General features: G+C 71.8%; 16 protein-coding genes and 2 tRNA genes. 8 read left to right on the forward strand and 10 right to left on the reverse strand.

Translation table 11 applies throughout. The features are described from left to right. Nucleotides 1–57: 57 nt before the first annotated feature. Complete coding sequence (locus Pth03_RS28810) at nt 58–3,441, reverse strand: phosphodiester glycosidase family protein (protein ID WP_203947547.1); 3,384 nt, start codon at nt 3,439–3,441, stop codon at nt 58–60. A 180-nt stretch (nt 3,442–3,621) separates the two neighbouring features. On the opposite strand from Pth03_RS28810, the gene Pth03_RS28815 reads away from it, so the two are divergent. Both Pth03_RS28815 and Pth03_RS28820 read left to right on the forward strand, forming a co-directional pair. Further along, nucleotides 3,622–3,693: transfer RNA gene (locus Pth03_RS28815), tRNA-Gly, on the forward strand. A 24-nt stretch (nt 3,694–3,717) separates the two neighbouring features. Continuing rightward, nucleotides 3,718–3,789: transfer RNA gene (locus tag Pth03_RS28820), tRNA-Val, on the forward strand. 63 nt (nt 3,790–3,852) lie between these two features. Here Pth03_RS28820 and Pth03_RS28825 read toward each other — a convergent pair. The 3 genes from Pth03_RS28825 to Pth03_RS28835 all read right to left on the reverse strand — a co-directional run bounded on the left by Pth03_RS28825 (nt 3,853) and on the right by Pth03_RS28835 (nt 7,777). Then, a complete protein-coding gene (locus tag Pth03_RS28825) occupies nt 3,853–5,112 on the reverse strand; it encodes an MFS transporter (protein WP_203947548.1) in 1,260 nt (419 codons plus the stop codon). Nucleotides 5,113–5,173: 61 nt separating this feature from the next. Continuing rightward, nucleotides 5,174–5,632 carry a hypothetical protein gene (locus Pth03_RS28830; protein ID WP_203947549.1) on the reverse strand — a complete coding sequence of 153 codons (459 nt, stop codon included), beginning with the start codon at nt 5,630–5,632 and terminating at the stop codon, nt 5,174–5,176. A gap of 3 nt (nt 5,633–5,635) precedes the next feature. Beyond that, entirely contained in the window at nt 5,636–7,777 is a 2,142-nt protein-coding gene (locus tag Pth03_RS28835; RefSeq protein WP_239119447.1) for a molybdopterin-dependent oxidoreductase, read from the reverse strand. A 279-nt stretch (nt 7,778–8,056) separates the two neighbouring features. Between Pth03_RS28835 and Pth03_RS28840 the strand changes: the two genes are divergently transcribed. The 3 genes from Pth03_RS28840 to Pth03_RS28850 all read left to right on the forward strand — a co-directional run bounded on the left by Pth03_RS28840 (nt 8,057) and on the right by Pth03_RS28850 (nt 14,595). Beyond that, nucleotides 8,057–10,960 (forward strand): helix-turn-helix transcriptional regulator, encoded by a 2,904-nt coding sequence (locus Pth03_RS28840; RefSeq protein WP_203947550.1) that lies wholly within the window; start codon nt 8,057–8,059, stop codon nt 10,958–10,960. A 114-nt stretch (nt 10,961–11,074) separates the two neighbouring features. After that, a complete protein-coding gene (locus Pth03_RS28845) occupies nt 11,075–12,187 on the forward strand; it encodes an alpha/beta fold hydrolase (protein ID WP_203947551.1) in 1,113 nt (370 codons plus the stop codon). 80 nt (nt 12,188–12,267) lie between these two features. Further along, nucleotides 12,268–14,595: an FAD-dependent oxidoreductase gene (locus Pth03_RS28850; RefSeq protein WP_203947552.1), complete on the forward strand. Its 2,328-nt coding sequence runs from the start codon at nt 12,268–12,270 to the stop codon at nt 14,593–14,595. Here the strand turns inward: Pth03_RS28850 and Pth03_RS28855 are convergent. From Pth03_RS28855 to Pth03_RS28865, 3 genes are all read right to left on the reverse strand, one after another. Then, nucleotides 14,571–15,749, reverse strand: coding sequence for a DNA polymerase domain-containing protein (locus Pth03_RS28855; protein ID WP_203947553.1), 1,179 nt, complete (start codon nt 15,747–15,749; stop codon nt 14,571–14,573). The two genes, Pth03_RS28850 and Pth03_RS28855, sit on opposite strands and share 25 nt — an antisense overlap. Nucleotides 15,750–15,800: 51 nt before the next feature. Then, nucleotides 15,801–16,802 carry a phosphotransferase enzyme family protein gene (locus tag Pth03_RS28860; protein WP_203947554.1) on the reverse strand — a complete coding sequence of 334 codons (1,002 nt, stop codon included), beginning with the start codon at nt 16,800–16,802 and terminating at the stop codon, nt 15,801–15,803. 73 nt (nt 16,803–16,875) lie between these two features. Beyond that, the gene (locus tag Pth03_RS28865; RefSeq protein ID WP_203947555.1) at nt 16,876–17,757 is read right to left on the reverse strand and encodes a ribokinase; all 882 of its coding nucleotides are present in this window, start codon (nt 17,755–17,757) and stop codon (nt 16,876–16,878) included. Between the two features lie 332 nt (nt 17,758–18,089). On the opposite strand from Pth03_RS28865, the gene Pth03_RS28870 reads away from it, so the two are divergent. Next, nucleotides 18,090–18,851 carry a sirohydrochlorin chelatase gene (locus Pth03_RS28870; protein ID WP_203947556.1) on the forward strand — a complete coding sequence of 254 codons (762 nt, stop codon included), beginning with the start codon at nt 18,090–18,092 and terminating at the stop codon, nt 18,849–18,851. A 33-nt stretch (nt 18,852–18,884) separates the two neighbouring features. Here Pth03_RS28870 and Pth03_RS28875 read toward each other — a convergent pair whose 3' ends face one another. Next, nucleotides 18,885–19,259 (reverse strand): DUF2203 domain-containing protein, encoded by a 375-nt coding sequence (locus tag Pth03_RS28875; protein ID WP_203947557.1) that lies wholly within the window; start codon nt 19,257–19,259, stop codon nt 18,885–18,887. 344 nt (nt 19,260–19,603) lie between these two features. On the opposite strand from Pth03_RS28875, the gene Pth03_RS28880 reads away from it, so the two are divergent. Further along, a complete protein-coding gene (locus tag Pth03_RS28880) occupies nt 19,604–21,172 on the forward strand; it encodes an APC family permease (protein ID WP_203947558.1) in 1,569 nt (522 codons plus the stop codon). Here Pth03_RS28880 and Pth03_RS28885 read toward each other — a convergent pair. Beyond that, nucleotides 21,169–22,092 carry a helix-turn-helix transcriptional regulator gene (locus Pth03_RS28885; protein ID WP_239119448.1) on the reverse strand — a complete coding sequence of 308 codons (924 nt, stop codon included), beginning with the start codon at nt 22,090–22,092 and terminating at the stop codon, nt 21,169–21,171. The genes Pth03_RS28880 and Pth03_RS28885 overlap by 4 nt on opposite strands. Before the next feature lie 91 nt (nt 22,093–22,183). Between Pth03_RS28885 and Pth03_RS28890 the strand changes: the two genes are divergently transcribed. Then, nucleotides 22,184–23,566, forward strand: a complete 1,383-nt coding sequence (locus Pth03_RS28890) for an MFS transporter (RefSeq protein WP_203947560.1) — start codon at nt 22,184–22,186, stop codon at nt 23,564–23,566. On the opposite strand, the gene Pth03_RS28895 is transcribed toward Pth03_RS28890, so the two are convergent. Then, nucleotides 23,553–24,482, reverse strand: a complete 930-nt coding sequence (locus tag Pth03_RS28895) for a GNAT family N-acetyltransferase (RefSeq protein ID WP_203947561.1) — start codon at nt 24,480–24,482, stop codon at nt 23,553–23,555. The genes Pth03_RS28890 and Pth03_RS28895 overlap by 14 nt on opposite strands. Nucleotides 24,483–24,502 lie beyond the last annotated feature (20 nt).

A 24,502-nucleotide genomic window follows, 5' to 3' on the forward strand; every position in this document is an offset into this window, starting at 1 on the left:
ACCCGGACGGCCGAGACGACCGGGGCCCGGGACGGCGAGTGCCCCGGGCCCGGTCGTTCAGCGGGAGGCGGTCACGCTGACGGTCGCCGACGCCGACTGATCGCCGGAGGACACGGTGATCGTCGCCTGCCCCTGCCGTACGGCGGTCAGCCTGCCGGTGGAGAGGTCGAGCACGGCGGCGACGCCGTGGCGCCGCCCCGCCGCCGCGACCTGCGCGGCCGACGCGACGACGGCGAGTCCGCGGTCTCCGCTCCAGGTCACGCTGGCCGGATAACGCAGCGGGAACGTCAGGCCGAACCCTGTGGTGGTCCCGGTGGCCGACACCTCCGCCGTCGCGCCCGCCGCCAGCGAGCCGGGGGCCGCCAGCGACACCTTGTCGAACAGCGGGTTCACCCGGGCGGTCAGCCAGTCGCGGGTGTCCGGGCTCGGCAGGCCCGGCCGGATCCTGCCGGGTGTGGCGTCGACGTCGACCAGGTCCCAGCCGAAGAACCCGCCCTTGTCGGCGGAGCTGTACGGCGTCTTGCCCACCGACGGGGTGGTCACCTCGAGGACGCCGTCCGCCCGGCCCGCGGCGGCCGTGTGGGCGTGCCCGGTGAACAGCGCGACCGGCTTGCCGGAGGTCTCGCGGAAGTCCGCCAGCCATTGCTCCACCAGGCCCGCCTCCATCTGGTCGGAGAACTGCGAGGCGCCGGCGCCGCTCGGGTCGTGCAGCGGATGGTGGAAGACGACCACCACCGACTCCACCGAACGGTCCTTCGTCGCCTTCGCCAGCTCCTGCTGGAGCAGCGGCACCTGCGACCAGTCCGAAGCCCGCAGACCGCCCAGGGTGGTGTTGAGCAGGATGAAGCGGGTGCCCTTGTGGTCGAAGACCTGGTGCGCCGGCCGGCCGGTGGCGAGGAAGTTGTCGAGCGTGCCCGTGGCCGTGGCCCCCGACTCGTGGTTGCCCGGGGTCCAGTACACCGGGAGACTCGCCGGCACGTTCGCCGCGAGGATCTGCTGCGCCAGCGCGAAGTCGGCCGGCGCATTGTTGTCCACGAAGTCGCCATTTATCACGATGAAGTCCGGCTTGGCGGCGACCGCCTGCTTCAGCGCCTCGGCGGCCTGCTGCGCGGCGAACGACGCCGGACCTCCCGCACTGCCGACGTGCAGGTCCGACATGATCGCGAAACGCCACCGCCGGCCGGCGATGTCGTCCTGCTCCAGGACGAAGGGATCCGGCTCGACGGGGACGTCCGCGGACAGGTCCTGGCCGACCAGCGCGGTGAGGGCGTCGAACTTCAGCTGCCCGGCGTCCTTGGCCAGGTCGGACGTCTCGACGATGTAGACGTTGGTGAGCGTGATCGGCTCGGAGAAGCCCGCCGGCAGCGCGCCCTCGACCCACTTCCAGCCCGTCCAGTCCACGACGGAGGCGAAGGTGAAGGGCACGTTCGTCGTCCCCTGCGACCGCAACGTGGCCCGCAGCCAGTGCCTCTTGCCGTCCCCGTACACCCACAGGCCCAGCCGCTTGGTGCCGGCCGGCAACGTGATCGGGGCAGGCCTGGCCACGGCGTACGCGGCGGAGGTGCCCGAAGTGCCACGGAAGTCGTAAGTCAGCTGCACCGCCTGGTTGCCCGCAGGCGCGTCCGGCCGATCGGCGGCGCTCACGGCAGCGACCGACGCCGTGGCCTTGGCCGTGGAGACGCCCCAGCCCTCGGCGGCGCCGAACTCGGCGAGCGGCACGTGCTTCAGCCCGACCGCGACCGGGAGGCGGGCGGTCCTGCCCTGGACGGCCGCCGTGATCGCGGTACCGGAGCCGTCGGCCGCCGCCAGCCCCGTGACCTTCAGCGACCCGTCACTCTGGGGCTCCACCTTGACCACGGCCGAGTCATACGACAGGTCGGCGTCGCGGGCGGCCACGGGCGCGTCGAAGCCGTCGGCATCGAACCCGGTGATCCGTACGGAGCCGGAACCTCCGGGGTCCAGGGTCAGGCTGGGGGCGCTGAACTTCACGGAGGCGAGGTCGCCCAGCACGCGGACGTCCGCGCTGCCGTGCGCCCGGCCCGCCTCCGCCTCGACGGCCCCCTCCCCCGGGCGCTCGGCGCGCAGCACGCCGTCGCGCACCGTGCCGAGACGGCCCGCGTCCCAGTGGACCTTGTTCCGGCCGAAGGCGACCGGAGCGTACGACTCGTCGTGCCCGGCGGCGGAGACGCCGAGGGTCAGGCCGGGGAAGACGCGGTCGGCGGCCGTGCTGACGGCGATGCCCTTCAGCGTGCCGGAACCCTTCTTCGCGAAGAGGCCGACACCACTCGGGATCGGCCGCTCACCGCCATCCGAAGGCGTGTTGACCACACTGACGCCCGCGTCGCCGGGCGTGCGCGCCACGATGTCGGACGAGCCTCCCCCGTCGAGCATGAAGGCCTCCTGTGCGCCGAGCCGTACGAGCAGCCTGGCCGTCTCGTCGAAGCTGAGGCCGGCCGAGAAGTTGGCGGAGCCGTCCACGGTCACGAGGAGGAGGCGCCGGCCTCCGTCGGCCCAGCCGATGGCGGTGCGGGGCTTCGGCGCGTCGTTGCCGGTGGACGGCGGGAAGTCGACCGGCTCGCCGTTCCTGACGAGGACCTCGCCGCTGCCCAGCGCGGTGCGCAGCGTGGACGGGGAGTCGGTCCGCAGGCCGACGTCCAGGCTCACCGGGTCGCCCACCTTGGCGGCGGCCAGTTGCGCGGCCGCGCCGCCCTGGGCGACGACCACGAGCCCGCCGCTCGGCACCGGTGCGGTGGTGACTGTCTGGTTCACCGCGCTGACGGCGCCGCCGGTCACCACGAGCTCGACGAGGGAGCCCGAGTGCGGGATCAGCGTGCGCAGGCCGGAGCCCCACTGGTCGGTGAAGACCGAGATCCCGTTCGCCGGGATCGAGGCGGTGTTCAGGGAGGCGACGGGGCGGGCGGTCCCGGCGACCGTGACGGTGCCCTCCAGCAGGGCGTTCGCCAGCCGGGCCACCCGGTCCTCGCCGATCGCCGCGACCGTGCCCGCCTGGGTGGTCGCCTTGCTCAACTGGCCGTCTCTGACCTGGGGGCCGATGACGGCGTTGGTCTGGTTGATGTCGTAGTAGTCGCCGTTGACCGCCCCGACCGCGCCTTGAGCGTCGGCCGCCTTGGACAACGCCTGGGTCTCGGTCAGCTTGCCGCCGACGAGCCCGACGTCGACCCGTGAATCCGACAGGTCGGCATTGAGCACGTGGGCCCGCATCCACCCCGCACGCCCGAACGTGTCGAACGAGGTCAGGACGATGCCCGGTGCGATCGTCCGGTCGGACCTGTCCGCCTCGACCGATTCGCCGGGGACGGTCGTCTGGTAACCGGGGGGAACCCCGTGTCTGTGGGAATCGTCGGCGTAAGCCGTCCCACCGGTGAACGCCGGAACGCCGGCGATCAGGGCGGCGGCGAGCACGCCCGTCAGTCTGCGCATCTCCAACCTCCAAGCACGACTGCCCGAAGGTAAACAGGCGGGGCACCACCGCCGTGACATCCCGGTGACATCACGTGGAACAAGATCCGTCCCGTGTCCCGGCCCGGCGCGATGGCGACGGCACCGCGCCGAGTCCGCTAGAGTTAGGCGGGCGTTGCGAGAGATTCATCTCGCGACAATGCGGAAGTGGCTCAGTGGTAGAGCATCACCTTGCCAAGGTGAGGGTCGCGGGTTCGAATCCCGTCTTCCGCTCGTAGTAAGCAGGCAACTGCACCCGGGCGATTAGCTCAGCGGGAGAGCGCTTCCCTGACACGGAAGAGGTCACTGGTTCAATCCCAGTATCGCCCACAGGAAATGATTCACCCGATCCCCGAGCCGGTCCGGCGCGGGGATCTTTCTTTCCTCAAAGGATCATGTCGCTTCGCCGCTGAGTTGTTCCGGGCGCGACGACCGGACCGGGGTCAGGGTCGCGCACACGGCGATCAGCACGCACACCAGCCCGGCCGCCGGGGCCGCCACCGCGACGCCCCACCGGCCGGCGGCGAAGGTGAGCGCCGCCGCGCCGATCGGCCCGAGCGCCGAGTGCACCGTCCAGAAGGCCGACGTGACCCGGCCGAGCAGAGCGTCGGGGGTCACCTCCTGGCGCAGCGTCATCGAGGAGATCCCGGCGGTGGCCGTGCAGAAAAGGTAGACCGAGGTCAGCAGCGCCACCAGGGGCACACTCGTGGCCAGGCCGATCCCGCCCGCGGCGACGCCGCACACGGCCCAGGCGCCGATCCACGAGACGCCGAAACCCAGCGTCCTGCGCACACGCGGTGCGAGCAGCGCGGCGGCCAGCGTCCCGGCGGTCGCGACCGCCAGCACATATCCGGCCGCGGTGTCGGGCTGCTCCAGGTCGTGTTTGAGGTGGTAGATCACCACGTCGGTCATGCCGTGCGTCACGAAGGTCAGAACCGACAACAGCACCGTCAGGGCGCGCAGCACCGGGTGCCGCCACAGAAACCGCACACCCGCCAGGAAGCCCCCCACCACACTCGTACGGCTCTCGACGGGCACGGAGGGCGACGAGGCCCGCGTGCGCAGCCGTACCAGGCACAACCCGGCGGCCGACACGGCGAAGGTCGCGGCGTCGACGGCGATCGCCCCGGCGGGACCCGTCAGCGCGGAGACCGTCCCGGCCAGGGCGGGCCCGGCGACTCCTGCCACGGCGTAGGCGCCGTAGAGGCGGCTGTTGGCCGTCATGATCTGGCTCTCGTCGACCAGCGCCGGCACCACGGCGACGTAGGTCACCTGGAAGACCATGCCGAGGGCGGCGCCGAGCGGGACGACAAGGTAGATCAGCCACATCTGCGGCCCCGCCAGCACCCAGGCGAGCGGGACGACGGCGTAGAGGACGGCGCGGAGGGCGTCGCAGGCGATGAGCAGGCGGCGCCGGTCCGCCCGGTCGGCCAGCACCCCGGCGAACATGCCGGAGACGATGGCCGCCGCGCCCGCGAGCGCGGTCACGAGGCCCATCTGAGTGACCGACCCCGTGGTGTGCAGCACGAGCAGCGGCAGCGCCACCAGGGAGAAGGAGTCGCCGGCGGACGACAACGTCTGAACGACCAGGAAGATCAGGAATCCCCGGTTGCCGCGCAGCGGCACCGCGGGCTCCGCGCCGTCCTCCGCCACCCTGATCCCCCTTCGAAGGATCTTGCTTGGACGGCGTTCACGCTACCTCGCGGAGCCGGGGTCAGGTCGCGACGACCAGTGCCTGGGGCGCCGCGTGCCTCATCCGGGTGCGCAGCCACGACAGCTGGACGGCGAGCTCGCCCCCGCAGCGGCGGACCACGTCGAGCAGCTCGTCGTCTCTGGTGCCGCGCGCCCCCTGGGCGATCATCGTGCAGGCGATGTCGCACTCGGTGGCCAGGAGGTACAGGTCGTGCAGGTCGCGCAGGAGCCCGAGGCCTCCGGGCCGGGTACCGGCGAACAGCGGACGGTGCAGCCGTTCCGGCTCCTGCGACGTCCACGCCTCATAGCGCCGGACGAACGGTTCCACCCGCCGCGCGTGGTCGCCGCACTGTACGGCCAGGCGCTCGCATACGCCGTACATATCGGGTTCGTGAGGATGGCCACGTCTGATCTCGCGGAAAGCCTCGGCCAGCGCGGTCTGGGACCGGTGGAGCAGCCGCAGGTAGTGGGCGAGATGCATCGCTCATACCTCCTCTAGCCGTTGGGAGACCTCAAGGGACACGACACCCTCCGCCTGCTCACCTCCGATCTCCGCGGCTTCGGCGGCTTTGGTCGCCGGCACGGCGGCGACGTTGAACACCGGCTGTTTGGAGACCGGGTCCCAATACAGCGGAACCCCGTCGCCGAGCGCCTCGGGCGACGGCTCGTGCTCCGCGGCGTGGAGGAACGCGCGCCCGCGGGGGTCGGTGGCGCGGTAACGGTCGGCCCCCCACTCGGCTCCCGTCGCCAGGTCGTGGCCGAAGGTCTGGCAGTGCTCGAATTCGGTGGGGAAGCGTCCCCCGGCGTACAGGCGCTCGGCCCCGTGCCCGGACGACGGCGTGCAGGGCCACTGGACGCCGCCGGCACGCAGGCGCTCGTAGGTGATGCCGGTGTAGTCGCACGGGCGGCCCTTCGAGCACGCCTTCCACGCCTCGAAGGCCGACTCCGGATCGTGCCAGCCGACCAGCGGGGCTCCGTCGCGGTCGCACAGGCCCATCCGGCCCGCGTAGTCGAGGAAGATGTCGAGGTCGGGTCGGGCCTCACCCGGCGGTTCCACCGCCTTGTCGCACAGGTGCACGGTGCGGTCGGCGCCGGTCACGGTGCCGCGTTTCTCCGCCCATCCCGCGGCGGGGAGCACCACGTCGGCCAGCCGCGCCGTCTCGGTCAGCACCGTGTCCTGCACGACGACGAACAGGTCCGCGCCCTCCAGCGTCCTGCGGACGCGGTCGATGTGGGGCAGCGTGACGGCGGGATCGGCGGCCGAGATCCACAGCAGCTCGATCGACCCCTGCTCGGCGTAGCGGAAGATCTGCATGGCGTGGGTCGGCGGCCCCTGCGGGACGACGGCGGGGTCGACGTTCCACAGCTCGGCGAGCTCCTCCACGTGGCGCGGGTTGTCCCAGTTGCGCATCCCCGGCAGGTCGCCGCCGACTCCCGTCTCACGCGCGTGCTGCGCCGACGGCCGCATCTGGAACACCCCCGCCCCCGGGCGGCCGAGCATGCCGCGCAGCAGGTGGAGGTTGTTGACCTGGCAGGCCGCCGCCGTCGCCTGGTTCGACCGGTAGAAGCTCTGGAACATCGCCGACACTAGGCGCTGCGACGAGCCGAGGATCTCGGCGGCCTGCTCGATCTGCGCGGCGCTCACGCCGCAGATCTCGGCCGCGCGCTTGGGAGGGTAGGCCTCCACGACGCGCCAGACCTCGGGGAAGCCGACGGTGTGGGCGTCCACGTACGCCGGGTCGTACCGGTTCCCGGCGATCAGCTCGTGGAGCAGCGCGTCGGCCAGCGCCACGTAGGTGCCGGGCCGTACGGCGAGGTGCACGTCGGCCTCCTTGGCCGCCCGCGAGTCGCCCGGGTCGACCGCCACCATGGCGGGCGGCCGGGGGCCGAGCCTGCGGTCGAGCATGCGCTCCCACAACACGCGGGACTCGCCCATGTCGTGGCCCCACAGCGCGATCGCGTCGCAGTGGTCGACGTCGGTGTAGGAGCCGGGCTGCCCGTCGGCGCCGAAGCTGGCCGTGAACGCCGCGGCCGCCGTCGCCGCCCAGATGCGGGTGCCGCCGTCGAGGTGCGGGGTGCCGATCCCGGCCCTCGCGATGACCGCGAGCGTGTAGTGCTCCTCCAGCAGCAGCCGCCCGCCCGTGTAGAAGCCGAAGCGACCCCATCCTCCGGGACGGTCGAGCAGTTCCTTCGAGCGTGAGACGATCCTGCCCATGGCGGTCTGCCAGTCGCTTTCGACCAACCGGCCGCCCTCCCTGACCAGGGGGCGGGTCAGCCGGCCCGCGTCGGCGTGCCCGCCGTGCCGGTCTCCGGGGTCGAGCCTGCCGTGGCCCGCCCGGTCGGCCGCACTGCCGCGCAGCCCCACGACACGGCCGTCGCTGACGGCGATGTCCAGCGCGTCGGCGTGGACCGGGGAGACGCCCTGCACCCACATGTCGACGTCGGCCTCGGTGACGCCCTCGTCCAGCAGGATGTCGACCCGGACGGGCCAGGGGCTGCCCAGGCCGATCTCCGCCGGCAGGCAGTCGCGAAGGCGTCCCGGCAACGCGGCGGCCAGCCGTTCCACTCCACCCGGAGGCCCGTACGGCGTGCGCCTCCCCCAGCCGTCGGCGATGGGCTCCGGCACCTGGCACCTCCGAGGGAACGCTCGAACGACCTTGTTCACACGGCTGGTCACACACTGCTGCGGACAACGCTGCTCGGACGCGCTCCCCGTACCCTGCGCCGAGCCGCTGACCCCGGAAACCGATGAACTGACCGGTTTCTTTTCGAATAATTTCCCTCGGGGGTTAATGGCGTTGTGTGTCCGGTGTGGGGGGAGCATGATCTGTAAAGTGCGTTTACTAACGAATGTCGGTGCCGCCGGTCGGGACCGCGCACGGTTCCCCGGCTCTGTGGGGTGGGAATGGACGGTCGTACGACCACGCCGGCCGTAGTCGGCGCTCCCGTGAACGGATCCCCCTCCCCCCTGGTGGGCCGGCAGGAGGCGCTCGGCGCCCTGCGCGGCGCGCTCGGCATCGGCGACGGATTCCGGTTCCTCACGCTCGTGGGCGACCCCGGCGCGGGCAAGACCCGGCTCCTGTCGGAGCTGGTGACCCTGGCGGGCCAGGAGGGCTTCACGACCCTGTGGGGGCGCGCCGCCGAATACGAGCAGGTCCTGCCGTACAGCGCACTGGTCGACGCGCTCGACGACCACCTCCACTCCCGGCGCGCCGACGTGGTGGGCGCGGTCGGGACGGCACAGGCGGAGATGCTGGCCGGCGTCTTCCCCGCGCTGGCGTCCGAAGAGGGCCGCGAGGTCCCCATCACCGACCGCAGCAGCTTGGCGCGCTACCGCCTCTTCCGCGCCCTGCGCGAGATGATCGACACGCTGGCCGGGACGACCGGCCTCGTCCTCATCCTCGACGACGTGCACTGGGCCGACGAGGGCTCGATGGAGTTCCTCGACCACATCGTGAGGCACCCCCCGGCCGGGCCCGTCCTGCTGGCCGCGGCCTACCGCCCGGCGCAGGCCCCGCCCCGCCTGGCCATGCTCGTCGGCGCCGCCGGGCAGCGCGGGCACGAGGTCGTGGTCGGCCCGCTCAGCCAGGCCGAGGTCGAGCAGTTCCTCGGCGACGAGATCAGCCGGGTCAGGGGCAGGGCGCTGTACGAGGCCAGCGGGGGCAACCCCTTCTACCTCGAGGCACTCGCCCGGATGGACCACACCGACGTGGGCGAGCTGCCGCCGACCGTGCTGGCCGTCCTCCGGGTGGAGCTGGAACACCTGTCGTCCACGGCGCAGCGGGTCGCGCAGGCCGCCGCCGTCTCCGCCGACGAGTTCGAGCCGGCGATCGCCGCCGTGGCGGCCGAGGTGCCGCAGGACGCGGCACTGGGGGCCATCGACGAACTGGTCGAGCGTGACATCGTCCGGGCACGCGGGGGCCGGTTCCGTTTCCGGCATCCGCTGGTGCGGCGGGCCGCCTACGAGTCCGCGGCGGCGGGCTGGCGCGTCGGCGCGCACGCGCGCATCGCCGCCCACCTCGCCGAGGTCGGCGCGCCGCCCGTCGTGCAGGCCCATCACGTGCAGCATTCGGGCGCCTTCGGCGACACCCATGCGGTCGGCGTGCTCCTCGCCGCCGCCCGCTCGGTGATCGCGCAGGCGCCCTCTACCTCGGCCCACTGGCTGCAGGCGGCGCTCCGGCTGATGCCCGACGACCTCGCGACGCGCGAGGAGCGACTCGCCGTGCTCATGGAGCTGAGCTGGGCGCAAGGAGTCAGCGGCAGGCTGGCCGAGGGCCGCGACACCGCGCGCGAGCTGCTGCGGCTGCTCCCCTACGACGACTACGCGCGGCGTGGCCGCGCCGCACGCGTGTGCGCCCTGATGGAGCGCCAGCTCGACCGGCCGCAGGAGGCCCGCGCCCTCCTCCTCGACGAGCTGAGCCGCATGCCCAACCCCCGGGCCGCCGCCGCGGTGCCCCTGCGCATGCGGCTGGTCGCGGAGAGCCTGATGCGGGTCGACTTCCGTGCCGCGCAGGCCGTGCTCGACCTGATGCCGGACGCGGCCGACGACTGGGAGCCCGGGCTCGCCGTGGCCGTCGCCGCGCTGCGCCCGATGCCGGCCTACGCGGCGGGACGGGCCGCCGACGCCCTGACCTACGCCCAGGCCGCCGACCGGCTGCTCGCCGCCGTCCCCGACGACCACCTCGCCGAGTGGCTCGACGCCATCGCCTGGCTGTGCTGGGCGGAGATCAACCTCGGCCGGTACGGCGACGCCCTGCGGCACTTCGACCGGGCGGCCGGGGTCGCCCGCGCGACCGGCCAGAGCTACATCCTCACCAACCTGCTCGCCGGCAAGGCGCGGGCGCTGGTGATGATGGGCCGGCTGCCCCAGGCCAGGGCGACCGCGGAGGAGTCGGTCGAGGGCGCCCGGCTGCTCGACTCCGGCCAGCAGCTCGTCTTCGCGCTCACTCAGGTCTGCCTGGCCGCTTCGTGGGCGGGCGAGGACGACGCGGCCATCCTCGCGGGCGAAGAGGCGGTGCACCGCGGCGTCGGCGGCGGCGAGGTCTGGGGCGCGATCGCCCGCTACGCCCGGGGGCAGGCGCTCGTCAACTCCGGGCGGCTCGACGAGGGCGCCGAGGCGGTGCTCGACGCGTGCGACCGGTTCGACTCCCCGCGGCTCGACCGGGCGACGCTGATGGTCTCGTGCGAGGTGCTTGCGCAGGCCGCGGCCGCGCGCGGCGACGAGGCCGGGGCGATGGCGTGGGCGGCGCGCGCGGCCGCGCTCGACGATCCCGGGTTGCCCGCGTTCTCCGGCACCGTGCCGCTGGCCCGCGCCCACGCGCTGCGCGGCAAGGATCCCGCCGCCGCGGCCGCCGCCGCGACGCAGGCCGCCCGGATGTTGTCGGAGGGGCAGCGCGACCTCGACGCCGGGCGGGCTCTGCTCGTCGCCGGCCTCGCCCACCTGGAGGCGGGTGAGCGCTCCCTCGCGCGCGACAGCCTGAGGTCGGCCGCCGCCGCGTTCGACGCGTGCGGGGCGCGGGGCCTCAAGGCGCAGACCGACCGCGAGCTGCGCCGTCTCGGCGTGCGCGTGAGCGGTTCCGCGTCGGGCTCGCAGCCGGGGCAGCAGGGCCGGGGGCAGGACGCGCTCGGCCTGTCGCCGCGCGAGCTGCAAGTGGCCCAGCTCGTCGCGGAGGGGCTGACCAACCAGCAGATCGCGCAGCGCCTGTTCCTCAGCGTGCGCACGATCGAGACCCACCTGTCGCGCATCTTCACCAAGCTCGAGGTGTCGTCCCGGGTCGGCGTGGCCACGGCCCTGAACCGGCGGCCCTGAACCGGCACCACTGAACGGGCCGCACGGACCCCTTCCCGTAAGTACGGGTTTTCCACGATGCCGCCGGACCCTGCCGTATTGGGAGGGTTCTCCTGGGCCAAGGAGGTCGATCACATGGAGCACCGCATTCCCCGGTTCACGCTTGACGGCGTGCGGGGTGCCGAGGTCTCGGTGCATCCGTTCGCCACCGAGGATGAGCTGGGACTCACGCTGACCCGGTACTGCCGGGCCGACCGTCCGGACGAGGGGTCGCCGGACGACGTGGTCCTGCTCATCCATGGCCTGACCTCGTCGAGCGACATGTTCATCATGCCGGAGCACACCAACCTGGTCGGGTTCCTGCATGACAACGGGTACGACGACGTGTGGGCGCTGGACTTCCGGATGAGCAACCGGTTTCCGTACAACGTGGAGACCCGGCGGCACACGCTGGACGACATCGCCCACTTCGACTACCCGGCAGCACTGCGTGAACTCCGCCGCCATGTGGGGGCGCGGCGGATACACGTGGTGGCCCACTGCCTCGGGTCGGTGTCGTTCCAGATGAGCCTGTTCGCCGGCATGGTCGACGGGATAGCGAGCCTGGTGGCCAACAGCGTGGGGCTGGTGCCGCGTGTGCACCCGTGGGCCAAGGTCAAGCTGTCACTCGGGCCCGTGCTGATGGAGTACGGCACGGGCCTGTCGTACCTGGATCCGAGGTTCAAGGACGCGCCGTTGCTGACCCGCAGGTGGCTGCTCGCCAAGGCGGTGTCGGCGATGCATCCGGAGTGCGCGGAACCGGCCTGCCACATGCAGAGCTTCATGTGGGGCAGCGGCAAACCCGCGATGTACCGGCACGGGAACCTGCGCCCGGAGACCCATGTCCACGAGCGGCTCGCCGACCTGAACGGCGCGTGCGACCTGCACTACTACCGCCACGTCCACAAGATGGTGGCGGCGGGCCGGGCCGTGAAGTTCGACCCGGCCGATCCCCGTCACGCCGACCTGCCCGACGACTACCTCACGGGCGCCGCCGGCGTGACCACCCCGATCCTGTACATCACCGGGGACCACAACGACGTCTTCACCGACTCCAACATCGTGTGCCACGAGCTGGTGTCCAGGGCGGCGCCCGGGCTGCATGAGCTCCGGATCCTGCCCGGATATGGGCACATCGACCCGCTCATCGGCAAAGACGCGCACGTGGACGTGTTCCCGCACATCCTGGACTTCATCAAACGCCATTGATCCGGACCAGGACACGCAGAGGGGGCGGTGCCGCCGGGGGGGCGGCACCGGTTTGCTCGAACGAAACGGAAAGCGGATAGATGGAACACGTCGACGCGGTGATTGTCGGCTCGGGGTTCGGCGGTGCGGTGGCGGCCTACCGGCTGGCCGAGGCGGGTCTGTCGGTCGTGGTGCTGGAGCGGGGCCGGCCGTACCCGCCGGGGTCCTTCCCGCGTAGCCCGTCGCAACTGGGCCAGGCGTTCTGGGATCCCGACGCCGGCCTGTACGGCATGTTCGACGTCTGGAGCTTCCGCGACTGCGACTCGGTGGTCTCCAGCGGCCTCGGCGGAGGCTCGCTCATCTACGCGAACGTGCTGCTCCGCAAGGAGGAGAGCTGGTTCGTCCATGAGGAGGCCGTGCCCGGCGGAGGGTACGAGCACTGGCCGGTGAGCCGGGCCGACCTCGACCCGCACTACGACGTGGTCGAGCGCATGATCGGGGCCACGCCGTACCCGCTGGGGCGGCCGGCCTACGGCGACACCCTGAAGACGCTCGCGATGCGCGACGCCGCGGCCGAACTCGGGCTCGACTGGCGGCTGCCGCCGCTCGCGGTCAGCTTCGCGCCCGCCCCCGGCGAGGAGCCCGGGCTGGGACTGCCGATCGTCGATCCCGAGTACGGCAGCGCGCACGGCGTGCCCCGCCGTACATGCCGGTTGTGCGGCGAGTGCAACATCGGCTGCAACGAAGGCGCGAAGAACAGCCTCGACCACACCTACCTGGCGGCGGCCCGCCGCAGCGGCGCCGACCTGCGCACGCTCCACGAGGTGCGGGGCATCAGGCCCCGGCCTGGCGGCGGCTACGACGTCGAGTACGTCGAGCACATGCCGAGGCCCGAAGGCGACGACTCCCCCGGCGCGCCGCGGTGGACCGGCCCGCACGCCATCAGCTGCGACCGCCTGATTCTCGCCGCGGGCACGTACGGAACGTCGTCGCTGCTGCTGAAGAACCGCACACGTTTCCCCGGCCTGAGCTCGATGCTCGGATCCCGTTATTCGGGCAACGGCGACCTGCTGTCGTTCCTGCTCAGAGCCACGGACAGGACCAGGACCCGGCCGATCTCCGCGAGCAGGGGCCCGGTCATCACCAGCGCCATCAGGCTGGCCGACGGCGAGGAGGGCCGGGGCGCCTACATCGAGGACGGCGGCTACCCGGCATTCGTCGACTACCTGGTCGAGGGCGCCGACATGGGCAGCGAGCTCGGCCGCGCGGCCCGGTTCGTCATGGATCGGCTGCGCGCCCTGATGCGGCACGACAGCAACCTGTCGGCCGAGATCTCGGGACTCATCGGCAGGGGCGAGCTGTCGGGCAGCTCGCTGCCGCTGCTCGGCATGGGCCGCGACGTGCCCGACGGAAGCCTGCGCCTGCGCGACGGCAAACTCGACGTCGTCTGGACGGCCGAGACGAGTGGGGCCTACTTCGAACGGGTGCGCGCGACGATGCGGCGGATCGGCGACGTGCTGGGCGCCGAATACGCCGACAGCCCGTCGTGGGGCCGGGAGCGCGTCATGACGGTGCACCCGCTCGGCGGCGCGCCGATGGGCCGCCATCCGGGCGAGGGCGTGTGCGACCCCTACGGCGAGGTCTTCGGCCATCCCGGGCTCTACATCGCCGACGGCGCCGCCATGCCCGGGCCCGTCGGGGCCAACCCCGCACTCACCATCGCCGCGCTGTCGGACCGCATGGCCACGCGCATCCTGGAGACCAGGGAGCGGCGCACCGCTCCTGCCCCGGTCGTGCCTCCCGCCTGGGACGCGGGATCCCCCGGCGACCCCACCTCGTTATGGTTCGTCGAGGAGATGCGCGGAACCCTCGGCGTCGGCCGTACCGACCCGCATTCGCGGATGGGCACGTCGGAGACCGACCGGTTCATGTTCCGTATCACGATCACCGCCGACGACGTGCAGCGGTTCCTGTCGGAGCCCGATCACGAGGCCAGGGCGGAGGGGTGGATCGAGACCGGCATGTGCGGAGGCAGGCGCCCCATCGCGCGGGGCACGTTCAACCTGTTCGTGGCGGGCGGCTCCCCCGACCGCAGGGAGATGCGCTACCGGCTGCACTTCTACGACGACCAGAACCGGCCGCGCACGCTCGCGGGCGCCAAGGACGTGCACCACGGGCCGCCGACGCGGCTGTGGCTGGACACCTCGACGTTGTTCACCCGGCTGCTGGAAGGCCACGTCGAGGAGGGCCAGGACGACGACGCCAAGGTCCTCGCGGCGGGCACGCTGCACATCCAGCTGCCCGACCTGGTCAAGATGCTGACGACCTTCCGTACGGCGGGGCCGGACGGCGCGGAGGCGATCGCCCGTTTCTGCGGGTTCTTCCTCGGGGAGCTGTGGGACGTCTACCGGCCGCGCCAGGGGTCGTAGTCGACCTCGAGCGGCTCCTGGGCGGGCCGCTCGCCCTCGGGCACGTGCTGGAGGTTGACGCGGATGCGCGTCCAGGTGGAGCTGCGCCCGCGCATCGAGTCGACCAGCACGTCGGCCGGTTGAAGGCGTTCCGCGACCCCGGGGTGGCGGTCCTTCCAGCGTTCGAACCCGGCCATCGCCTCGTCTTTGGTCTCGGCTCTGGCGATCTCGATGACCGGCATGGTCGGCGTGCGCCGTCCGGTGCCTTTGGGCGGCGCCGGCCGCGGCTCCTGCCCGTCGGCCAGCTCCAGGAGGCCGTCGAGTGAGCCCTCCTCCTCATCCATGCCCGCCCACGGGTCGCCGGCCTCGCCGTACCGGTCGGGCATCGTGACGAGTGTGAACGCCTCGGGGTCGCATCCCTCGGCCTCGTCCCATCGGAGGGGGGCGGAGACCAGGCCGGTGGGGCGCACCGAGTAGGCCGAGGCCACGGTTCTGTCGCGCGCGTTCTGGTTGAAGTCCAGGAAGACCCCTTCGCGCTCCTCCTTCCACCAGCGACTGGTGGCGATGCCGGGCGCGCGCCGCTCCACCTCGCGCGCCACCGCCTCGGCGGCCCGCCGTACGTCACGGAAGGGCCAGCGGGGTTCGATGCGCGCGTAGACGTGGAAACCACGGGAGCCGGACGTCTTGGGCCAGGCGGCCAGCCCGTGCTCCTCCAGGACGTCTCTGGCCACCAGGGCGACCCGGACGATCTGGTCCCATCCGATCCCGGGCACCGGGTCGAGGTCGATGCGCAGCTCGTCGGGATGGTCGAGGTCGTCGGCGCGCACGGGGTGGGGGTTGAGGTCGACGCAGCCGAGGTTGACCGTCCACAGCAGGTGGGCGAGGTCGCGGATGACCACCTCGTCGGCCGTGCGGCCGGAGGGATAGCTCAGCTCGACCACGTCGACCCACGCGGGGCGTTTGGCGGGCGCCCGCTTCTGGAAGAAGGCGGCCTGGTCAGCGCCGTGGACGAATCGCTTCAGGATGACCGGCCGGTCGGCGACGCCGCGCAGCGCGCCCTCGGCGACGGTTTGGTAGTAGGCGATCAGATCCCGCTTGGTGTGCCCGGTCTGCGGAAAGACCACCCGGTCGGGATTGGTGATCTTCACTTCCCTGCCGTCGACCTCCAGCGTCATGCCGCCACGATACGTCGCCGTCGCTCTCGATCACGCTGACGAACTGCATGATCACGCGAAGTGGGTGAGGTAGCGGTCGGCGAGGTCGCAGGCGCCCCGGGTGTATCCGGCGCCCAGTTCGCGGGCGATGTCGACGGCCGGGTGGGAGCCGATCCAGGCCACCAGCAGCAGGCGGCGGAACATGACGAACGTCCAGATCTCCGCCTCGTCGGCCGCCGGAAGGTCCAGCACCGTACGGTAGCCGCGCGCCCACGCGTCGATCATCTCGGGCATCCGGGGGTCGTGCTCGATGAAGCTGACGGCGGCGCCGAAATCGTAGAGGTACCACCCCATGCCGCAGTCGTCGAAGTCGATGACGCTGGTGCCGTGCTCGTCGTCGACGAGCAGGTTGGCCAGGCGCAGGTCGGCGTGGATGAGCCCGTAACGCTCCCGGCCGGAGCCGAACCTGCCGAGCCGGGCGGGCAGCACCTCCTCCAGCCGGGCCAGGACCTTCCGCGCCTCACCGTCCACGCCCGCGCCGTCCCGCCAGTCGCCCCAGCGCGGAGCAGGGCCGAAGGCCGCCTCGACGTCCCAGTGGAAACGGGTGAACGCGGGCGGCCTCGCCCACTCGCGCGCGTGCGCGTGCATGCGGGCGGTGACCGCGCCGAGCGGCTCCATGTGCTCGACCAGGCGCTCCTGCGCCGGCTCGCCGCCGGGCAGGAACTCGAACATGACGCACTCGCGGGTGCCCGCGCCGGGGGACGCCACGCTGACGATCCGCGACCCGTCGCGCGCCGGGATCACCCTCGGCGTGCGCACCCCTGCGTCCTCACGCAGGGCCCGCGCCCAGTCGAGCTCGGACGCGATGGCCTGCGGCGAGTGGTAGCCGAGCCGGTGGACGCGCAGGATGGCCCGCGCGCCGGAGTCCTCGACCGTGAACGTGGCGTTCTCCGAGACGTTGGTGAGGCGCACAGTCGCCTCCGGAGACACGTCGTAGCGGCGCAACGCCCGGCGGGCGGCCTCCTCGACGTCGGCGAGCACGGCGGCCCCTCCGGACAAATCATGGACCCCCATGCACACTCCCGTCTCGCCTGAACGTCACAGGTTCCCAAAATCGGCGCCCTGCGACAAACGAGGCCGGGCCGCCTCAGCCCGCCATGGCGGCGTCGATCTCGGCGCGGGTGGGCATCGACGTGGTCGCGCCCTCCCGCTGCACCGACAGCGCCGCGGCGGTCGCCGCGAACCGCAGCGCCGCCTCCCACGTGCGCCCCTCGGCGCGGGCCACGCACAACGCGCCGACGAAGGTGTCGCCCGCCGCCGTCGTGTCCACCGCGCGCACCGGTACGGCCGGCACGTGCAGGCGCTCGCCGCCGCGGGAGCCGTACAGGGCTCCTTGCGACCCGAGGGTGACGACCGCCTCGGGGACGAGCTCCAGCAGCGCGTCCAGCGCCTGGGCGGGGTCGGCCTGGCCGGTGATCGCGGCGGCCTCGTGCTCATTCGGCACGATGACGTCGACGACCTCCAGCAGTTCGGCCGGCAGGTCCTGCACCGGAGCCGGGGTGAGCACGACGGGGACGTCGCCCGCGGCACGCGCGGCGGCCACGACGGCAGGCATGGGGAGCTCCAGCTGGAGGAGCAGCGCGTCGGAACGTGCGATCACCGCGGCGTCGTCCGGCGTGGGCCCCTTGACGGCGCCGTTCGCCCCAGGGATCACGATGATGGAGTTCCCGCCTTCGCCGTCCACGACGATGTGGGCGATGCCCGACGAGCCGGGCACCACCCTCAGGCGGCTCACATCGACGCCGGCCGACTCCAGCGCGCCGCGCATGACCGGCCCGAAGGCGTCGTCGCCCACCGCGCCGAGGAACGCGACGGACGCGCCCGCCTTGGCGGCCGCCGTCGCCTGGTTGGCGCCCTTGCCTCCGGGAACGGTCGCGAACGCCGTGCCGGTCACCGTCTCACCGCGCCGGGGGGCCGTCGCGGCGTAGGCGACGAGGTCCATGTTGGCGCTACCGAAAACCGAGATCATCTGTCTCCCTCTCACGTGCCCGCCCAGGCTCTCACGCCCGCGCGCGAGGCTGAGAGCCTCCTGCGGCGGGTTTCGCCGCCCGATCCCGCCCCGACCACGGGCGATCGGGAGAACGCTCCTGACGGCCTCGCGGACCGGTCCAGCGAGAAGGTGCGGGCCCGGAAATGATCACCCGTCGGCAACAAGCCGCGCGTTGGTTCTGCCATTGGCAGTAATTCGCCCTAGAATCCGCCGATGTGAACGAAGGTCACGAAGACCCGCCAAAGCTCCCTACACGGGAGCGATCATCCCGAATCGGGAGTGGACGCCACCGGCGGCCGCTGCCGGCGACCATGCCGGCGGACGCGCCCGCTCTGGTTCTGGCGGTGCCGGGGAAGGCCGAGGACGTGGCGACCGAGGTCGCCTCGGTCATCCAGCTCGACAACCCGCAGATCGACCTTCGTCTCGTCTCCCTCGGGGACGGCGGCGCCGACCTGGTCTCCGAGTTCTCCGCCATCGCCGCCGAGCGCTCCGGCGACGGACCGGCCGCCGTGGTCGTCCCGCTCGTCACCGGCCCCCACCCCCGCGTGGTGCGCGCCGTACGGGACGCCGTGACGCAGAGCGAGGCGACCGTCAGGGTCACCGAGCCTCTCGGCCCGCATCCGCTGCTGGCCGAGTCCCTGCACATCCGGCTGTCGGAGGCGGGGCTGGCCCGCGCCGACCGCATGCGGCTGTTCAACGTCACCTCGCCGGTCGACGGCATCATCGTGGCGACCGCGGGGGGCGACGAGGCGGCGCGCGACGCCGAGAGGAGCGTCGTCGTCCTGCTGGCCGCCCGGCTCACGCTGCCGGTGGTGTCCGCGGCGCTGGACGGCGTGCCGACGGTCCGCGACGCGGCGGAGCGGCTGCGCAAGATCGGCGCCAACCGGCTGGCGGTGGCGCCCTACGTCATCGGGCCCGAGGTCGACAACGAGCGCATCGCGGCGGCCGCCGAATCGATCGAGGCGGGCTGCTCGGAACCGCTCGGTGCCCACGAGGCCGTGGCCCGGATGGTGTGCGTGCGGTACGGGGCCGCCCTGGGCGGGCTGCCCGACTTCGACGACCTGACGGACTAGCCCGGCGGTCTCAGCCGCCGGAGCGGGCCCTCCTCATGACTCGGCGGGCAGCACCCGGCGGCCAGCGAAGCCCAGTTCGCTGCGGTGGTACCACCCCAACTCCTCCTCGCCCTCCATCCAGCACAGGCGGACCGACACGCCGTCGTCCAGCACGGCCGGGAAGTCGATGAGCACGGGCGCCACGCCCTTGATCTCCATGCCTTCGGCGGCGAACCAGCTGAGGATCTCGTCCATCCTGGCCTCGAACGCCTTGGACTCCGCAAGCCCTCCGATGTCGGACGAGCCCGACTGCTTCAGGTCGTAGGACAGCTCCGCAAGATCGGCACGCAACGTGACCAGCTCGCGAACGTGCTCGAGCACCTTCGGCAACAGTGACCTGGCCTCTTCTACGGTGAAGATCCTGTCCACCTCATTCGGTGACGTACAGCAGGCTTGGTTAGGCTCCGGCGGGTGGAAACCACCAAACCGCGGAGAAAGCGGTTACATGCGCCGTGCTGGGTGGTTTGTACTCCCGCCATCGATCATGTGTCAAGGAATTGCAGGGTCGCACAACAATCGCCCGCCACGACCCTTGACCAGCGCCTTAACCTGCGTTTACCGCCGCAGGGAGGCACACCGTCAGCCCGGCTTGCAGGGTGGCAGGGCTTTCCCGTGCAACACAGGGTTAACACGAAAAGTATTGCAGGTGCTTTGGGGCGAATGCGACGATTCGCGAACCTTTGCGGGTCCGGACGGCAGGAGGCTCCATTCCGATGAGCACGATGGAATCAGCGAGCACGGCAGGCCGGCGGGGCGGTGGGCCCGACGGCGAGGTCCAGCGCCTCAAGAGCGGGTCGATCGGCCTGTTCGCCGTCCTGTTCATGGCCGTGGCCAACGCGGCGCCGATCACCGCGATGACGGGCAACGTGCCCATCGTGGTCGGCTTCGGCAACGGCGCGGGCGTGCCCGCCGCCTACCTCTTCGCGACCGTGGTGCTGAGCATCTTCTCCGTCGGCTACACGGCCATGGCCAGGCACATCACCGCCACGGGCGCGTTCTACGGCTTCATCTCCCACGGGCTCGGCCAGCTCTGGGGCCTGGTCTCCGGCCTCCTCGCCACGGCCGCCTACATCGTGTTCGAGGCGTCCCTGATCGGCATCTTCGCCTCCTTCGCGGGCAGCATGCTGGAGGGCTTCTTCGGACTGAAGATCAGCTGGATCGTCTACGCCCTCATCGGCATCGCGATCATCGCGGCGCTCGGGTACTTCGACATCTCGATCTCCGGCAAGGTCCTCGGCGTCTTCCTGGTCAGTGAGATCGTGATCCTCACGCTGCTCGGGCTGTCGGTGCTGATCAAGGGCGGTGGCCCGGACGGCCTGGTTCCCGACGTGCTCAACCCGGTCAACGCCTTCCGCGCCGTGGCCGACGACCCGGCCGCCGGCATCACCGGCAGCGCCGCCCTCGGGCTGTTCTTCGCCTTCTGGTCGTGGATCGGTTTCGAGACCACCGCGGTGTACGGCGAGGAGTCCAAGGACCCCAAGAAGATCGTGCCCAGGGCGACCATGATCGCCGTCATCGGCCTCGGCGTCTTCTACACCGTCGTCTCCTGGCTCACCGTCGCGGGCAACGGCGAGGCGCAGTCGATCGCGGTCTCCCGCGGCAGCACGGGCAACGCCTTCGACCTGTTCTACGGACTCACCCAGGCGAACCTCGGGGGCTTCGCCAAGGACGTCTACCTCGTGCTGGCGGTCACCGGCTCCTTCGCCTGCGCGCTCGCCTTCCACAACGCCGCCTCTCGCTACATCTACGCCATCGGCCGCGAGGGCCTCACGCCGGGGCTTCGCCGTACGCTCGGGGCCACCCACGGCGTGCACAAGTCGCCCCACGTCGCCTCGATGGTGCAGACCGCGATCACCTTCGTCGTCACGCTGGCCTTCTTCATCCTGCAGAAGCCGACCAAGTCGGCGCCCGACGTGGCCTACTTCCACCTCTACGGGCTGATGGCGATCCTCGGCACGGCGATGATCCTGCTGGTGCAGACGATCTGCTCCGTGGCGGTCATCTGGTACTTCCACGTGAGGGGCGAGCACCCCGAGACGCGCAACTGGTGGCGCACCCTCGCCGCCCCGGCGATCGGCGCGGCCGGGATGGCCTACGTCGTCTACCTGCTGGTGTCCAACCTCAAGTTCGCCGCGGGCGCGGCGGCCGACAGCCCGGTCTACACCGCCATCCCCTACGTCGTCGGCGCGATCGTCGTCGCCGGGCTGGTCATCGGCCTGACCCTGCGGGCCAGGGACAGGACCCGCTACGAGGCGATCGGCCGGACGGTCCTGGAGGACTAGGCGGCGTCGTCTTCGGCCGGTTCGCAGGGGGAGGCCCCAGGCGCGTGGACGTCGCACTCCGGCACGAACGGGTGCTCGATGAGCCAGGCCACGCGCTCGCGGGCCTGCTCGTCCATGGGGGTGTAGACGACCACGCGCGCCTCCTGCGGAGCCGGCAGCGCCATGGTCGTGGTGACGAACTTGAGGATCCCCATCGCCTGGTGGTCGAAGATCTTCGTCCGGCTGCCCGGCCGCGCCACGTCGTGCCTCGCCCACAGCCGGGCGAACTCCGAGCTCTCGGCGGACAGCTGGGACACCAGTCCCGTCCACGCGGGCTCCCCCGAGTGGCGGACGAAGGCTCCGCGCAGCGTGGCCACGATCTGCGGCAGCTCCTCCTCCCGGTCGAGGATCGGGCAGCAGCAGGGCGGCATGGCGAAGAGCTGCCACACGACGTTGCGCCGGCACACCGGCTGGCGCACGAACGTGGGCAGCATCGCGGCGTAGGCGTCGTTCCAGGCCAGCAGGTCGTACCTGCTGTTGTACACGCACGCCGGCATCGGGCTCAGATGGTCGAGGATCTGGTGGACCTCGGGTCCCAGTTCCTCGCCGGTGTTGTGGTCGACCACCTCAGGAAGGTCGGCCAGCCGATACAGGTGCTCCCGTTCGGCGGCGTCGAGCCGCAGGGTGCTCGCGATGGCGTCGAGCACCTGCACGGACGCGTTGATGGGGCGGCCCTGCTCCAGCCACGTGTACCAGGTGACGCCGACTCCGGCCAGCAGCGCGACCTCCTCGCGGCGCAACCCCGGCGTACGCCGGCGGATCCCGGGGGGCAGCCCGACGGCCGCCGGGGTGATGCGCTCGCGCCTGCTCCGCAGGAACGAGGCGAGGGCGTCTCGCTTGACGGTCGTCCCGCCGCTGGTCCTGACGGTGGATGCCGCCACAGCCGCCTCCTCATACACGTTGCCAGGTGGTGTCAGTACCAGTATGAGCAGGCACTCGTTACCGGTATCCATATGTCCCCATCATGACACTATGACCACTGTCGCAACACATGTCCGACCGGTTCAGCGGTCCCGAACATGGCTGCTCACCGTCATCCTCGCCGGGCAGTTCATGGCCATCCTCGACGTTTCCATCGTGAACGTCGCGGCGCCCACCATGCGCGCGGATCTGAACGCGAGCGGCTCCGCCCTGGAACTCGTCATCTCCGGATACACCATCGCGTACGCGATGCTTCTCATCACCGGCGCACGGCTCGGGGGCCTGTCCGGATACCGCAGGTTGTTCCTCTACGGCCTGGCCCTCTTCACCGTCGCCTCGCTCATGTGCGGGATCGCCCCGTCGGCGACCCTGCTGATCGTTTTCCGGCTCCTTCAGGGCGCGGGAGCCGCCCTGATGGTTCCGCAGGTGCTCAGCCTGATCCAGATCGCCTTCGACGGAGCGGCCCGCCTCAAGGCGATCGGCGTCTACGCGGCCGTCATCTCTGTCGCCGCCGTCGTGGGCCAGGTACTCGGCGGCCTGCTGGTCACCGCCGACCTCTTCGGCACCTCGTGGCGGCCGGTGTTCCTCGTCAACGTGCCGATCGGCATCGTGTTGCTGATCGTGGGCGCCCGCCTGCTGCCGAAGGAGCACATGCCCCGCGAGCAGGGCCTCGACCTACCCGGGCTGATCACCCTGTCGCTCGCCGTGTCATTGCTGGTCGTGCCGCTCGTGCTCGGCCACGAGGAGGACTGGCCGCTGTGGGGCTGGATCTCCATGGGGGCCGCGGTCGTCGTGTTCGGCCTCTTCCTGCTCGCCGAGCGGCGTGCCCGGCACCCGCTGGTGCCCGGCCGCCTGCTGCGCACACCCGGGGTCACCCCTGCCGCGATCGGCATCTTCCTGGTGATGGTCACCTACGCCGGGTTCCTCTTCAGCTCGGCGCTGCACCTCCAGGGCGCGCTCGGCGACAGCCCGCTGCGGGCCGGCCTGCTGTTCATCCCCGCCGCGGCGCTGTTCGGCCTGGTCAGCCTCCACTGGAAGCGGCTGCCGGCCCGGCTGCACCGGCCGCTGATCGTGACGGCCACCGTCGTCACCGCACTCGCCGAACTGGGCCTCGCGGCCGTCATGTCCGACGGCGGCCACCACGAGGTGGCGATGGAGCTGCTGTTCGCCCTGCTGGGCGCGGGCATGGCGGGCGCCTTCAGCCCCATGATGACCGTCGCCCTGTCGCACGTTCCCCCTGGGGAGGCGCCGGACGCAAGCGGCCTGATGGCGATGATGCTCCAACTCGGGCAGGTGGTCGGCGTGGCCGCCTTCGGCACGTTGTTCCTCAGCCTGACGCCGTCGGCGCACGCCATCGGCGTGACCTCCGTGGGGCTGGCCGCCTCCGCCCTGGCCGCGGGCGTTGCCACGCTGCCCCTCCTCAGGAGACGCTGAGCTCCGCACGCCACACGTCGATGTCGAGCACGGCGCGCATGCCGACCGACAGGTACAGGTCGAGCGCGGGGGTGGTGTTGCCCGCGTCCACATGCAGGATGGTCCCCACCCGCCCCCGCCGCTCGTCGGCGGCGAACGCCTCACGAAGCAGCAACCTGCCGAGCCCTCGCCCCCGGAAGGCCGGCCGCACGGCGAGCGTGCGGACGTATCCGCAGTTGTCGTCGGACACGAAATGGTCGGTGCCGAGCAGCATCGCCGCCGGTTCGCCGCCGGCCCGGGCGACGAGAAGCTGGTTCCAGTCGTGAGCGCTGGACGACTCGATCGCCGCGACCCACTGCTCGAACGTCCTCGGCACGAACCCGAAATGCTCGGCGAAACCCTCCTGCTGGATCGCGTGAGCCGTACGCTTCAGGTCCTCGTCGCCGGGTGAACCCGTCTCCACGGTCACGCCGGGCAGCGACGCCGGCTCGGCCCCCGCGTGGTCGATCCGCATGCGGTGGAAGCTCGTCGCCGGGGCGAATCCCCTCTCCCCTGCGGCGGCCCCCAAGGCCGCGTCCTGCCGGTAGACGTTGACGTCGACCCGGGCGTGGTCGTGGCCCGCCTCCCGGGCGAGCCGCCGCGCCCGTTCGAGCACCGCGTCCCACAACCACGCCGCCGCCTGGGAGTCTCTGGACTGCACGTCGATGTCGACGTTCGGGCTGACCACGTGGCGCTGGGCCCAGCCCCAGCCGAGCAGCCTCTCCCCATCGAGAACCAGCCAGCTGTCGGCGGCCAGGTCCAGCTCCTCCAGGAGGTCGGCCACGTCGGCCAGGGTCATGTCCGCCCGGCCGATGACCGCCACGTCGTGCTCGGCCACCATTTCGTGGATCGCCGCCGCGTCGGCGAGTTCCGGCCGCCTTATCTCGAATGTGCCCATCCGGTAGTTCTACGGGATTC

The sequence above is a fragment of the Planotetraspora thailandica genome (assembly GCF_016863335.1).
Lineage (GTDB): Bacteria > Actinomycetota > Actinomycetes > Streptosporangiales > Streptosporangiaceae > Planotetraspora > Planotetraspora thailandica.